We start from the raw sequence: 14,674 nt of genomic DNA on the forward strand, positions 1-14,674 counted from the left end.
GTCAATATTTTGATTGGTTGCATTTAAAAATTCTCAGCGGGACATTATTTCGGCTTACAACTATCCAATCTTCTTGTCCTGTATTCAATATTTTTATATCCCGGGCCTCGCCATAGACCCGAAATCCACTTTCCCTGGGCTCCATAGCATGAAATGCATTTCCATCACCCACTAAGAAGTGGCCATACGATGCATCAAACTTGCCAATAGTAGGTGAGTTTCCATAGAAGTTACCAACTGCTAATACATCAGGAATTCCGTCATTTGTAAAATCACTGACTGCAAATCCGTAGATTGGTGAAAACTGGGTTTCAGTTGGTAGCTTTTTGATTTCGAATGTTGCATTCCCTTTGTTTAAAAGGCATACTGACTCAAACAGCTCTGCTTTTTTATGTTCTGACTGGACGACCTCCTTCCTGGGGAAAACCTCAGAAAAGGTATGGGAAGCAAACTGTTCATACCTATTGTACTTTGACCGAATGGATGGCATTTGCTTTTTTAAGTCGTCCAGCCCAAAATAGACCCACTCTTTGCTCTGGTTGTAATAGGTCAGGATCGGATCCGTGCTCTGATTATTGTCATAATCATTCACATATAGGCTTACTGGCTGCTCTGTACTTGCTTTTAAATGGGTATTGAGACCCAAATTACCTAATAAATAGTCCATATCCCCATCATTATCCAGGTCCGTCCCATGTATGGTATTCCACCAGCCGGAGGTACCCTCGATAGATCGTTTGCTGACGGTACCATCTTTACCAATTCGAAGCATGGTTACCGGCATCCATTCACCTACTACCAGCAGCGTATTATTACGCTCATCCCATACTGCATCAGACACCATCCCCAGCCCCTTCAAAGCATCCGATGATGAATCCAGAATGAAATGTCCTTTACCATCGTTCCACAGAAAATAGCTGTCAGGAGATATACCATACTGACCAACAAGTGAACGAACACCAATAAACAGGTCAATGGCTTTATCACTGTTAAAATCAGCAGCCACCACACAAGAGCCGTTTCCCTCTATCCCGGGTAAAAACTCCCGAACCCTCTGGAATCCTCCATTTCCATCATTCAGGTAAAGTCTATCCTGATGTTTTATGTGCTCCTGCCCTCCACCACTTACCACAAACAGGTCAGGATCACCATCCGCGTCAGCATCAAAAAAGACCGACTCGGCATCTTCCATTTCTTTATCCAGTTCAAATGCATTTACCCTTTGTTTCTCGAAATAAGCTGAATCCGTGCCTTTTTGAATGTACAGGGCTCCTGCCTGACCTATGGATCCACTGATAAACAAATCCTGTCGCCCGTCTCCATTCACATCACCTACAGCCATGCGTGGCCCTTCAGTTGACAGTTTGTGAGGGATAAGTCTTTCATAATTGAAGTCGCTATACTGATTTTCATTATGCGAAAAGTCCAGGCCGGTACGCTCCGTTATTTCTTCAAATAACCTGGTTTTATGCTCAACATTCTCAACTGATACAGAGCGTGCCTCACTTTCGTAAACGGTAATTTGTTGATCCACCGAAATATCATAGACTTCCTGAGTTTTACCACCAGGCCAGGTCACTTTCAGCCTCTCTACCTGAGTAGATTGTCCCAGCCCTACCGTTATCAAGGGCTCCACAGAGGACAGCCAGCCTCTCACGGGACTTACTTCCTGAACCGCCCTGCCAGCAGAGGATATGACTTCCACTCTCGCTCCGATCCCATACCTGTTCCCACTGTTTCCTTCTAATTTGATTTTAAGGAAGTGATTTTTATTAAGCTGATCAGTATTGTTTCTGAATACAGATGCTTTTGCATTCAGATTATTGACAACAAGGTCCTGATCACCATCATTGTCCAGGTCCCCATAGGCTGCACCCATGGAAGCCCCCACTTCATCCAGCCCCCAGGTTTTTGATACATCTTCAAACTTCAGGGCTCCCGTATTCCGGTACGCATAGTTTGGCACTTCACCCTCTGGCATTTGAAAAGCAAGATCCAGGGATGATTCATTTTCACGTAACCCTTTATTATATGTGAAGTTGATATAATCCAGATCTATCGGACGCCGCATAATGCCATTAGTGATGAAAATATCTTTCATCCCATCATTGTCCATATCCACCATCAAGCCTGACCAACTCCAATCAGTAGCATCAATGCCAACAAGCTCTCCCACATCACTAAACTGAACATTGTCTGCAAAGAGATTGCCCCGATTCAGCTGGAGCATATTCCTGGGAAACTGATAGAAATACCCAAAACTGAGCTTATAATTATAGATATCGTAGGTGTCCGGTCCGGCTGACCTCTTCCGGACTACTTCATCCTCCGGTTTCATATCCAGCGTTAGTATATCCAGCAGTCCGTCATTATTAAAATCTGCTATGTCACTCCCCATGGAAAATGTGCTGCTGTGTCCTAAAGTCCCCTTGACATCTTCTCTGAAAGTACCGTCACAATTATTATAATACACATAGTCATTTTCATGAAAATCATTAGAAACGTAGATGTCCGGGCAGCCATTATTATCAAGATCACCAACAGCCACTGCTAAACCATAACCTGTAGAACTCCCGTAAATACCAGCAGTTGCACTCACATCTGTAAACGTATTTCCATCATTTCTCAAGAGTCTGTCGCCTGCCAGGGGGTCCCTTTTAGCCCTTATAGATATGTCCTGGTAAACTTCAGGAGTATGTACGGCATGGTTCAACTGAAACATATCCAGATCTCCATCAAGATCATAATCAAAAAATGCAGCCTGCTGTGAATAGCTACTAAAATCAAGACCATAGTCAGCTGCTTTCTCATCAAATGTCAGATCGCCATTATTTACAAATAGCTTGTTTTTTCCTTTGAATACGCCATAGCTTGAAACCTGACTCACATAAATGTCCAGTAATCCATCACCATTTATGTCAACCATACATACTCCTGTAGTCCAGCTCTCTTCTCCGTAATCGCCGGTTACACCAGCTGGCCCTGAGATATCCTCAAACTCAAAATTTCCCTGATTCAAATACAGCTTATTTGGTAGCTGGTTAGCAGTAAAATAAATATCCGGAAATCCATCGTTATTAATATCTCCTATAGCCACACCGCCACCATTATGAGCATAGAGATAACTATCGATATTTACCTCCTCACTCTCTATGATTGAATTTTCAAAGGAAATTCCAGTCTTTGTAGAAGAGAGTTGAGAAAACATTCTTCTCTCCTCTGTGCACCCAGAGAAACACACCATAATAGCAAGCAGTATGCATTTATATTTTTCCTTCACTTGATAGTTATTACCACTCCTTCTATTACTACTTCCAGGGTTAGGATTTTTTAGCTATAAGTCCCTCGTCACATTTGAATATATCCCTTCTTATTGAAGAGCCATCAGGTCTACGTACCACAGGTTTATCATCTGACCACTTTGATCGGGATAAATGGTTATTCTTCGGTTTCCGTTTATTTTTACATATACATCTTCTTTATAGAAAAAAGGACTGGGAATTTTACTTTGGCCAGGTCCATACCATTTGTCCATTAAATTGAGCACATCCAATAACAAACTGTCCGTTTCAAAAATGCCATCCTTGAATTTTGCATTTCTGTAATATATTGATGCATTCATTTCAGTAATTTTATCATCCTTGAATTCCGGATAGAAGTTGATGACTGCCGGATAATCCATATCATTGATACTGGCTTCCACCCAAATGGAACTTCGCTGCCCCCCCTGATAGAAGCGGCCTCTTAAATGCTGATCGTAACAATATTCTCTAAAGGTTTTTCTCGGCATGCTGAAATAAAGTCCCATAAAAAGACTATCATACCGTTTCCCGGTAGAAAGCTCGGCTTTTTCCAGCTTTTTGTAACGCTCTGCGGGAGTTAGTTCGCATCCTATGATGACTAATAATAGTATAATCACAAACAGCAAACTCCTCAGTCCCGACATCAGCATTTTCATAATTTGTCTCCTTCGAATACGTATTTAAGACATTCAAAATAACGAAAGACACCAAAGTGCCTTTCGTTAAAATCAGTGCTAACCTTCCAATTAATAGCCCGGATTCTGAACCAGATTCGGGTTACCATTTAGCTGCGCGGTAGGGATCGGAAACAGGTTTTTATCAGGGTCTTGAACCGTTTTTTCCCACCAGGGGTTATTGAATCTGTCAAACCGGATCATGATGGTTCGAGACTGTGCTTCAAAAGCCAGTTCGCGTTGGATCTCATGATACAATTCATCTTCGGTAAGCGGATCAATAGCTTCCAATCCAGCCCTTTCACGCACCTGACGGACCAACTCCACAGCTTCCGAACTGTTAGGATCCATTCTCCAAAGAGCTTCCGCTCGTATCAGGAGGATCTCCGCAAAACGGAACACCGGGAAGTCATTATCCATTGCCAGAGCAAGTCCTGTAGCTATTTCAAACTTTCCTATTCTCGCTCCCGACTGACTAAAAGCTTTTGGCCATAGTTCATTAATTTCAGGAGTAAAGATCAAAGGAGTCCCATCCGGGTCAACATCTCCATCTGAATCTACCTCAATTGCTCCATTTGGATCATGGATGCTATCTCCATTGATAGTATACTGTTGGCCAACTATGAACATATCTTTCCGGGCGTCGCTATCATCAAATGAGTTATAAAACTCCTCCAGAGCAGTATATCCATTCCATGGTCCATCGGTTAAATTGTAAGTTTCCTTATTCAACGGATGCAATGTTCGCATATGCATATTAAATGCGCCACCACTACTTACTGAATGAGTAATTACAAAAATATTCTCCACAGACCCTGAGTTATCCGTCTTGAAATTATCTAAGTAATTGGGCTGCAATGTGTAAAGTCCTCCATCAATAACTTGTCCAGCCATATCAGCTGCAGCTTGCCATTGGGGAGTCCCGGTGTAGACTTCAGCATTTAAATATAACCTGGACAGCAAAGCCATAGCCGCCCATTTATTCATTCTACCATAGTATTCTCCGCCCAGATCCTCCGGGAGTACAGTGATCAACTCTGTCAATTCATCAACCAGGAAATCATAAATTTCCTCCTTAGATGTTTGAGAGGGGTTTGTCACAGCATCTGAAAATGATGTCACAAGGGGAATATCCCCCCAAAGATCCATCGCTGTATAGATGTACAATGCCCTGAGAGCTCGTAGCTCATTGACTGCATTAGTGACATCACCACTCAATGACTGAAACTCCTCAATTAGTCGATTACATACCGAAACTCCACTAAAGCACATGTTCCAGGTGTTGTTGATAAACCATGCATTATTCTCCCAATTGTGCTCATGAAGACGTTTCCAAATACCACCATCATCCCAGGGGCCGAACTTAGCTGGAGCCGCACTGGTCTCTGAAGAAAGTTCCTGAACCTCAAAGAGACCATTGTTCCCATAACTAACCTTTAAGGGTGCATAGGCTGTTAGCAGTGCTGCCAATTGATTATCCGTTGTAGTATACTCCGTTTCAGGTGTCAGTTCGCTATAGAGTTCGCTATCCAAATCCGTACATGAAATGCTTAATGTCAGCAGTACAAATAAGATTATTCTTGATTTTATTAGATAGTTCATGATTAAGTCTTTTAGCAGTTTTTTAAAATCCAACATTTACACCGAAAGTGAATGTCCTTGTTCTAAAATAGGAATTCCGATCATCCACTCCTGGCGCTAATGGTGATCCATAGCTATAGTGAACCTCAGGGTCTACTCCAGTGTAGTCAGTAATCACAAATACGTTCTGACCAGTTACGTAAAAGCGTACCTTTCTGAAAAAGGTATTCTCAACATTGAGACTATAGCCTAATGTGATGTTATCCAGTTTTACAAAGTCAGCTTTTTCTACATAATAGCTATTCCAGTTTTCACTTTCAGTAAGCTCCGGAAGATAATATCTGGTTCTTACAGGGTTGTAATTATTAGCCGCGGCAGGAGACTCATAATAAGCTCGGTTGATATTTACCAGACTATGACCAAATGCCCCTCGCAAAACAAAATTCAGATCAAAGTTTTTGTAGTTGATGGCATTGTTCCAGGACAGTTCAAAATCGGGTAATCCGTTACCAACAACCACTGCATCATCCTCTTGAGTAATATTCCCATCCTCGTTTTGATCGCGTATAATCCGGGTGCCATCCTCAGCAAGGCCTTCGTAAATTGGAGCCATGATATCTCCTATATCTTCTCCTTCAGCCACCCGGATTACATTTACTCCATTCAGGCCGGGAGGTCCCAGGTTGCCAATGAAGATTTCATCTCGTTCACCATCAAATGTCACCAGTTCAGTATTGTAAGTAGAAAAGACCAGTCCGGTAGTTACATTGAAATCCGTATTTTGAACAGCTGCATAGTTGATCGCAAATTCAAACCCGCTGCTTTTAAGTTCACCGACATTTAACAGCGTAGATGAAAAGAAATTTGGTGGAACAGGTACGCTAATTGATGACAGTAAATCTGTAGTATTTCTAATATAATAATCAACAGCACCTGTAATACGTGACTCTAACAATGCATAATCCAAGCCTAAGTTTGTTTCTGCTTTTTGCTCCCATTTCAAATTCGGATTGGGGTTGGATGCATAATTTACACCTCGAACATATCTACTATTATTAAAATAAATAATATCACCGCCGGTCAAACGAGTTCTATAGGCATAGTTTTCATTGGGTAAATTACCCGTTATACCATACCCTGCTCTTAGCTTTAATACATCCATTGGCAGGTTAGCTATTTTGGCAATATCTGCTCCACCACTTACTGCATAGAAATCTCCCCAACGATTGTTCGGTCCAAACTTTGATGATCCTTCTTTTCTGTATGAAAGTGAAAGAAAATACCTGTCGTTATAATTGAACATGGTCCTTCCAAAGAAGGATATTAATTGAGACTCCTCTTTTTGACTGGACATTCCAGCCAAAGCACTATTACCCGTAGACAAACCCAGACCTAACTCCAGGGAGTTATATGATAGGTCATCAGTAATAAAGTTTGTATTAAAAGCATCAAAATTTTCGAAGGTAAACTGCTGCCAGGAGTACCCTCCCACAAGGTTTACTTTCAGATCTCCGAAATTCCGCACAAAAGACCCGGTAAATTCAAACAACTCATTATTTCGGTCTTCGGTAAACTTACGAGCCCTTCCACTTTGTCCAGCACCCGATGCAAAACGTGCAGCAGAACTAAAGTATTCTGAATACAAATCACTTTGGTGCTGCATTGAATAAAAGGCGTTTACATTAAGACCTTCCAGGATCTCATAATCTACTTTCAGATTACCAATCATGGTTTTATAGGTGCCATTCAGTGTCACATCGTTTGCTATCGCATAAGGATTGTGATATTCAGGCGTATTTGGCTCCCAATAACCCTGCTCAGGATCGTCATTATTATAAATCGGGGCTGTAGGATCCGCTATAATTGCAAACCGGAGACTTTCATAATTTACAAAATCGGCCTTCCTGTTAGTAATACCAACATTGAAGTTCATCTGCAACTTATCATTTATTGCTAACTGATTAAGGTTTAGCCGGGCATTGATCTGTTCAAAACCACTACCAATAGCAATCCCTTCTACATCTCTGTAGTTTACCGACACACGGTAGCTTCCATTACCCATACCATTGGATGCAGATAGGTTGTGAACATGTGTCACACCTGTTTGTGTCAACAAGTCTAACCAATCTGTCTCAAACCCATTATCAGTTCCACCAGCTTCTATATATTGCGCAGGTGTAGAGTTCTCCACAAATTTTGCAACTTCTTCAAAAGCCACATATCCATTATAATCAATGCTGGAGGTATTCTGTCCCTTAGCACTTTTGGTGGTAACGATAATCACCCCTGAAGCTCCTCTTGTACCATAGATTGCAGCTGCCGAACCATCCTTCAACACTTCAATCGATTCGATATCATTGGGGTCCACCTGCTGGAGAGATCCACCCAGTACGCCATCAATAACAATCAAAGGTGAGGAGTTTGCTCCAAAAGTGGATAGTCCTCTCAGACGCACATTAAACCCGCCATTTGGGTCTCCTCCAGGCCGGGCAATGGATAATCCGGCTACCTTTCCCTGCAATAACTGTACAGGATCATTGACATTACCTTTGTTAAACTCTTCAGCATCTACGCTCACCACAGAGCTGGTGATCTCTTTTTTCTCAGCCTGACCATAACCAATAACGACTATCTCATCCAAAGCAGATACATCCGTTTCAAGAGATATATTTAAGGTACGTTCCGAACCTACTGTGATTTCCATTGGCTTATATCCAACAAAACTCACTACAAGTACCTCTCCTTCATTCACATCAAGGGTGAAGTTTCCATCAACATCAGTGATGGTACCATCGGTAGTTCCTTTTTTCAAGACTGAAGCTCCTGGTAAGGGATTACCCTCATCATCGGTCACAGTACCTGTGATGGGAAACGCCTCTGCAATTTCTATTTTGGTTACAGGAGCATCAGATGACGTGTAATTGTAAACTCCTATGTTTTTATTAACCTGCCTAAATTTGAGACTGGCTTGCTTTGAAACATCAAGTAGGACTGTCTCAACAGTAACATTATGATGAGAAAGAGTAAGTTGCTGGCGGAGATCTATTCGCTCTTTACTAAATGTAAAGTTATAGTCTGTCTTCCGCTCTATTTCTTTAAAAACATCTCGAAGTGATGTGTTTTGAAGGTTAATATCAATAACCACTTCTTTGATGCTTTTCACCTGGGCATTTCCCTCATTTGCCAGAGCAATATTGAGAGAAATCGTCAGAATCAACATCAGTTTAAAAGAGAATTTGAGCATGTTGATGATTGCATTAGTAATAGTGCATTTCATATCTTTGCGATTGCGTTAAACCATAGTGTTTGATGAAGTGATCAGGTGTAATGCCGGGCATTTGGTCGTGTTAGGCATTACCTGATCGCTAGTTTTTTCTTTTGAATTCTTTTAAGGTTTAGGTTTTCATATACATTTAGAATTTAAGTTTTACATCCTTTCCATCTATTTCATATTGAAAGCCCATGGAAAAAGACATGGACTTTAAGACGTTTGATAAGTATTCATTATCATAGGTTCCGGAAAAAGTAAGTCGTCCTCCGGCATTTCCAGCAATATTTATCTCTACACCATACCACTTTTCCAGCTCCCGCTCCACTTCCATCAATGGTGCATTTTCAAAAACAAGTATTCCATCCTTCCAGGCTATTTCCCTGAGATCTTCAGCTTTACTGACTTCTGTAAAACCAATGTCTTTTTGATAACCGATCTTTTCACCTTTTTCTAAAAAATTCGCCGCTTCATGGCTTTCATCCTTTACTTTGATTCTTCCTTCCACCAGGTGAATAGAAATATCACTTTCACTTTCCGCATCAATATTGAAAATAGTGCCCAGGGCAGTGGTAAGCACATTGTGGGATTTGACTGTGAATGGCAGGTTAGGGTTTTTAGCTACATCAAAATACCCTTCTCCTTTTAAAGTTACATACCGGTGTTCTTTAGAAAAAAACTCATCATACATCAGTTCACTTTCTGCATTAAGATAAACCACTGAACCATCCGGCAGATGGATCTTTGATTTCTGCCCTGTAGCTGTAGATTTGACTATCATTTGAGGCGCTGAATGAGGCGGGTTGCTCATCATGAAAAGAAATGCGCCAACTACCAGGATCACCATACAAGCTACAGCCAAAATCGACCATTTCTGTCTTACCAACCTTCTTGATTTTACTCCCTCGTGCAGGGGGAGGATTTTAGGGTCGGACTTGAGCCTCACCTCATTACGAATCTGAGACCAGACCCGCTTCTTATTCAATTCGGAAAGCTCTTTTGGTCTTTCAGCTATTGCCAGTAAATATTCCCGGGCCGCATCTATTGCATGCCTGCTCTCAGGATCATTTTCATAAATCGATTTCCACTCCTGATCGGAACCCTGATCATAGACCCACTTTCTGAATTCAGGATTTTCAATCAACAGCCTAAAAGAATATCTATTTTTCATCGTGTTTCTCTCCTTGTATATGTAAAGAGGGACGACCTGGATATTTCTAATAGGTGGTACTTAAAAAGAATTGGTTTTTTAGAGAGAATTTAACGAAACCTGGAAAAACATAACATTTAACTAAAAAAATGAAGGATTAATTAGAAGTTACTCAATACATTAAACAGTCTGTCTGAGCTTCGCCAAAGCACGGGCTACTAAATTGTAAGTAGACTCAATGGTTATCTCCATAATGTCAGCAATGCGATCATTGGAATAACCATAAAAATACTTAAGCATAATCGCCTCATATTGCTTTGCAGGCAGGGTCTTAACGATTTCCTTTATGGAGTCTATTTCAGGTAATTCATCTGTTGGTAATAAAGGGGGATTCATATCTTCAAGCGTATGAAAATAGTCTCTGAGTTGCACCTGCTTACCTTTAGATTCTTTGAGCCTTCTTATGACCAACCTCCTGAATGATCTAATCAGATAGAAGGATATGGAATACTGGATCTCCAACTCGCAACGCTTATTCCACAAGTGTACAAATAAATCCTGAAGCGCATCTTCCAGAAGCTGGAGGTCGGTTGTAAGTGATTGCCCATATTTGAAAACTAAACTGGAATAGGCTTCATAAATTTCCTCAAAGGCATTAGGTTTCCCTTCCTTAAACTGTTCCAGCAAGCTTTTCTCGCGATCAGTTAGAGCTGTATGACCTGAAGGGGACTTACCAATATGTTCAGAACCGGAAGCCATTTTAAGACAGAAATTAAACCAAATTTATAAATGTACAATTTACATTTATAAATAAAATCAAAATATCTTAATAAAGCTAGTCATTTTTGAAAATATCTTATTTACCACCTCACTAGGTAACCTTTATTTACGAAAAAATTCTATTATCTAACAATCAATCTTTTTTGAACATCATTATTCAAACCGGTAGCCCACTCAAGCAACACCTTTTAATCAATGTCACTTGGAATAAAAGCGGTTCTACTTCAGAACCTTAGCTCAAATGTTGTCCCCTGATCTGATGATGACCTGACTCTGATATTTCCATTATGTGCACGCATGATTTGCTTTGAATAGCTCAATCCGATTCCAGACCCCTCTTTTTTAGTAGTGAAAAAAGGCACAAATATATTTTCCAGGGTTTCTCCGTCCATCCCTGAGGCGTTATCCTGCACTGTGAGTATTACTCCTGAAGCATTTTCAGCCAGTTCGATAGTTATTACCGGGTGCGCTACTTTGCTACTAATGAGCGCTTCTCTGGCATTTTTTATAAGGTTTATCAAGACCTGTTCGATCATTTCAGGGTCCGCCCTGATCAAAATCGGTTTTTTAGGGGTATACAGACGAAAAGTAATTTCATCCTTTTTTAATGTCTTTAGCTGCAGCGCCTCGATATGCTTCAGTAATTCACAAAGATCTACCTCCTGGAATTGAGGATGAGGAACTTTAGCCAAATCGCCATAATTCGTCACAAATTTTACCAACCCCTTGCTTCGCTTTTCAATGGTTTTGATGCTCATAACCAGGTCTTCAATATCCTCCTCATTGAAGTCTCCAAGACTTTTGCCTGCCTGTTTATCCCTAAACATTTCATTCACCACCTCAGCCAGGGTAGCAATCGGAATCACTGAGTTTTTGATCTCATGAGTCATCACCCGAATAAGCTTTTGCCAGGACTCTACTTCTTTCTGATCCAGCTCGGAGTTGATGTTATGGAAAGCAATAACCTTATTCCTTTTTTCCTGCAAAACCAGCTCCCGCACAACAACTGACAGGTAGATCACCTCATCCCGGATCGGCAACTTCAACAAAACTTTATCATCTGTATGCAAGGATTTTACAGTTTCTACGAGCTCTGTACTAACTCTGGTTAACGAACTCAGCAAAGAGAAGTGCGGAATCCCAAAAAGCTCCTTGGCAGCCTTATTAACCAGGTTTACTCGCTCATCCTGAACTGTGTACGCAATCAAAGGAACTCCACTGTGTTCCACTACGGTTTTGAGAAAATGAAAATTGGATTCTTTTTCACTACGCATGCGGATAAACTCCGAGGTAATCACATTAAAAGCTCGGTATAGCTGTTTGGTCTTTCTATTACTCTGTGGATAGGTGTTCGTAAAATCATTTTGCCGGATGGCCATCAGGAAATTAGAAAGCTCGCGATCAGATTTTTCCACCAGCCTGATCAGGGATATAACAGTCAAAACAAAAAATAGAAGCATCCAACCCGAAACGAGCCAAAATGGAGTCTCAAACGCAAAATAATAAGCGGAAATGCCAAAACCAATGGCCAAAAAGATTCGGATAACAACCTTTAACCTAAACGACATAGCCTCAGCTTTAAATTCCATATTTCTTCATTTTCCGGTACAAAGTGGTCCTTCCAATACCCAGTGCTTCTGACGCATGACTCAGATTTCCCTGACTTTGCTCAATAGCCTTTAAGATTGCATCTTTTTCCAAATCCTCAACTCTCAGAGAATTTGAAGGTGATTGTTTACTTTTAGTTCCCGGCATCAGCTGATGGGCATCAATTTTACTCCCATCCACCATGATAACAGCTCGTTCCACTGCATGTCTCAATTCGCGAATATTGCCCGGCCAGGGATAATTTTCAAGCAGCCTGAAAGTACGCTCATCTATTTTCAATCCCTTTTTCTGGTACTTTTCACCAAAGTGATCCAAAAAGTGGCCGGTCAGTAACCTGATGTCTTCCTTTCGTTCCCTTAACGAAGGCAATTCGATCTCCACTGTATTGATCCTGTAGAGTAAGTCTTGCCTGAATGTTCCCTTATCAACCATTTCGTAAAGAGGTTGATTTGTGGCACTGACCAGTCGTACATCAATAGGAGTCATTTTGCTTGATCCAATGCGAGAAACAGCCCGGTTCTGAAGAGCAGATAATAACTTCATTTGCATCATTGGTCTCACATTTCCGATCTCATCCAGAAAAAGTGTACCTCCATCGGCCACCTCAAACCGGCCTGCTCGCTCCTCTTTTGCATCCGTAAAAGCACCCTTTACGTGTCCGAAAAGCTCAGATTCAAATAAACTTTCTGGTAATGCCCCCAGATCCACTTTGATCAGGCTTTCTTTCACCCGCTCTGATTGACGATGTAGCTCCCTTGCTACCAACTCCTTTCCTGTTCCGTTTTCTCCCAGGATAAGTACCGAAGCATCCGTGCCGGCCACTTTTCTGATCATATTGAGGACAGGCTTCATAGACGGGCTCTGGGTAATGATAATCCCGTAATCTGAGTTGATATCTTCAGATAGAGCTGTGGTTCTTCCTTCTAGTTTCTGTACCTTTTTGTCGGCCTGGGAAAGCTGAAAAACCGTGTTTACTGTCGAAAGCAGCTTTTCTTTCTCCCAGGGTTTTACCAGGAAGTCAACGGCACCAAGCTTCATAGATTCCACAGCCAGTTGAATGTCTCCATAAGCCGTGTTCATGATGACGTAAACCTCCGGAGCAACCTTCTTGATCTTTTGGAGCCAAAACAGTCCCTCATTCCCGGTAGTAGCCCCTACTTTAAAATTCATATCAAGCAGGATGATATCAATATTTTCCTTCTGTAATAATGTATCCAACCTTACCGGCGAACTCTCTGCGCTTACCTGACTATACTCTCGTTTCAGGATCATCTTTGCCGTGTGCAGTACATCCGGATCGTCATCAATTATAAGTATATGTCCCTTTTTCATTTGGGAAGTTGGTTTATTGGTTTATTGGTTTATTGGTTTATTGGTTTATTGGTTTATTGGTTTATTGGTTTATTGGTTTATTGGTTTATTGGTTTATTGGTTTATTTATTATTAAATTTTTTCAAATAATCCATCACTAACCCACCAATCACTAATCCACTAATCACCAATCCACCACTAATCACTAATCCACTAATCACCAATCCACCAATCACTAATCACCAATCCACCAATCACTAATCACCAATCCACCAATCCACCAATCCACCAATCACCAATCCACTAATCACTAATCACTAACCCACCAATCACTATTTCACTAATAACGAATTCACCAAAAAATCTATCCTTCTCTCTTCCGCTTTAACAAATAGGTAATATATCCATTTATCATCCTGTGAACTGTACTGTTTCGAGCAATGTGTTTTTCAAATGTTGGGTTATCAATGTATTCTTCATCCAGGGCACAAGTCAGGTGGTCATAAACTTCAACCAGGCTACCTCGGGCTTGTCTGCAGAATTGTATATTTTCCTGATAGTGAAATCGCCCATGCCCCTCAGCAATATTGGCTGATACTGACCTGGAAGCTCGAATCAGCTGATCAGCTAACCTGTATTTTTCCTCCTTTGGTAAATGCTTTACCATTTTTGATATCTCATTCCTAAACTTCCTTGCCTCCTGCCACACCTTTAGATCCTTGAGTGCATACTCGCTCATTTGTTACTAATTTATCTTAATCACTAATTCACTAATCACCAATCACTAATCACCAATCCACCAATCACTAATCCACTAATCACTAATCCACTAATCACTAATCCACTAATCACAAATCCACCAAATCCACCAATCACCAATCCACCAATCCACCAATCCACCAATCCACCAATCCACCAAAACCCCACTGTTTCATTGTAAAACAAATGAATGTTTCGATATGAAACAATTTTTTAAAACCAAACAAGACTTAACATCCTG

10 protein-coding genes are annotated in these 14,674 nt (G+C 41.0%); all 10 read right to left on the reverse strand.

Annotation, left to right across the window (positions count from 1 at the left end; all coding sequences use genetic code 11):
• Position 1: 1 nt before the first annotated feature.
• The gene (locus AC3E9V_RS21030) at positions 2–3,208 is read right to left on the reverse strand and encodes a VCBS repeat-containing protein (protein WP_488750137.1); all 3,207 of its coding nucleotides are present in this window, start codon (positions 3,206–3,208) and stop codon (positions 2–4) included.
• Positions 3,209–3,370: 162 nt separating this feature from the next.
• Complete coding sequence (locus AC3E9V_RS21035; protein WP_488750138.1) at positions 3,371–3,958, reverse strand: hypothetical protein; 588 nt, start codon at positions 3,956–3,958, stop codon at positions 3,371–3,373.
• Between the two features lie 90 nt (positions 3,959–4,048).
• A complete protein-coding gene (locus tag AC3E9V_RS21040) occupies positions 4,049–5,578 on the reverse strand; it encodes a RagB/SusD family nutrient uptake outer membrane protein (protein ID WP_488750139.1) in 1,530 nt (509 codons plus the stop codon).
• A 22-nt stretch (positions 5,579–5,600) separates the two neighbouring features.
• Positions 5,601–8,777 (reverse strand): SusC/RagA family TonB-linked outer membrane protein, encoded by a 3,177-nt coding sequence (locus AC3E9V_RS21045; RefSeq protein ID WP_488750140.1) that lies wholly within the window; start codon positions 8,775–8,777, stop codon positions 5,601–5,603.
• Positions 8,778–8,970: 193 nt separating this feature from the next.
• The gene (locus tag AC3E9V_RS21050; RefSeq protein ID WP_488750141.1) at positions 8,971–9,996 is read right to left on the reverse strand and encodes a FecR family protein; all 1,026 of its coding nucleotides are present in this window, start codon (positions 9,994–9,996) and stop codon (positions 8,971–8,973) included.
• A gap of 159 nt (positions 9,997–10,155) precedes the next feature.
• Positions 10,156–10,734, reverse strand: a complete 579-nt coding sequence (locus tag AC3E9V_RS21055; RefSeq protein ID WP_488750142.1) for an RNA polymerase sigma factor — start codon at positions 10,732–10,734, stop codon at positions 10,156–10,158.
• A gap of 245 nt (positions 10,735–10,979) precedes the next feature.
• Positions 10,980–12,344 carry a sensor histidine kinase gene (locus AC3E9V_RS21060; RefSeq protein ID WP_488750143.1) on the reverse strand — a complete coding sequence of 455 codons (1,365 nt, stop codon included), beginning with the start codon at positions 12,342–12,344 and terminating at the stop codon, positions 10,980–10,982.
• Positions 12,334–13,695, reverse strand: a complete 1,362-nt coding sequence (locus AC3E9V_RS21065) for a sigma-54-dependent transcriptional regulator (protein WP_488750144.1) — start codon at positions 13,693–13,695, stop codon at positions 12,334–12,336. The genes AC3E9V_RS21060 and AC3E9V_RS21065 overlap by 11 nt, the downstream gene beginning before the upstream one ends.
• Positions 13,696–14,038: 343 nt before the next feature.
• Complete coding sequence (locus tag AC3E9V_RS21070) at positions 14,039–14,413, reverse strand: four helix bundle protein (protein WP_488750145.1); 375 nt, start codon at positions 14,411–14,413, stop codon at positions 14,039–14,041.
• Positions 14,414–14,448: 35 nt separating this feature from the next.
• Complete coding sequence (locus AC3E9V_RS21075; protein WP_488750146.1) at positions 14,449–14,619, reverse strand: hypothetical protein; 171 nt, start codon at positions 14,617–14,619, stop codon at positions 14,449–14,451.
• Positions 14,620–14,674 lie beyond the last annotated feature (55 nt).

It is taken from the genome of Marinoscillum sp. HNIBRBA16962 (assembly GCF_057801515.1).

Excerpts from the sequence above, each read along its gene's own strand:
- AC3E9V_RS21035 (WP_488750138.1), bottom strand. The coding sequence starts at position 3,958 with ATGAAAATGCTGATGTCGGGACTGAGGAGTTTGCTGTTTGTGATTATA.
- AC3E9V_RS21045 (WP_488750140.1), bottom strand. The coding sequence starts at position 8,777 with ATGTTGATTCTGACGATTTCTCTCAATATTGCTCTGGCAAATGAGGGA.
- AC3E9V_RS21070 (WP_488750145.1), bottom strand. The coding sequence starts at position 14,413 with ATGAGCGAGTATGCACTCAAGGATCTAAAGGTGTGGCAGGAGGCAAGG.
- AC3E9V_RS21050 (WP_488750141.1), bottom strand. The coding sequence starts at position 9,996 with ATGAAAAATAGATATTCTTTTAGGCTGTTGATTGAAAATCCTGAATTC.
- AC3E9V_RS21040 (WP_488750139.1), bottom strand. The coding sequence starts at position 5,578 with ATGAACTATCTAATAAAATCAAGAATAATCTTATTTGTACTGCTGACA.
- AC3E9V_RS21055 (WP_488750142.1), bottom strand. The coding sequence starts at position 10,734 with ATGGCTTCCGGTTCTGAACATATTGGTAAGTCCCCTTCAGGTCATACA.
- AC3E9V_RS21065 (WP_488750144.1), bottom strand. The coding sequence starts at position 13,695 with ATGAAAAAGGGACATATACTTATAATTGATGACGATCCGGATGTACTG.
- AC3E9V_RS21060 (WP_488750143.1), bottom strand. The coding sequence starts at position 12,344 with ATGGAATTTAAAGCTGAGGCTATGTCGTTTAGGTTAAAGGTTGTTATC.
- AC3E9V_RS21030 (WP_488750137.1), bottom strand. The coding sequence starts at position 3,208 with ATGTTTTCTCAACTCTCTTCTACAAAGACTGGAATTTCCTTTGAAAAT.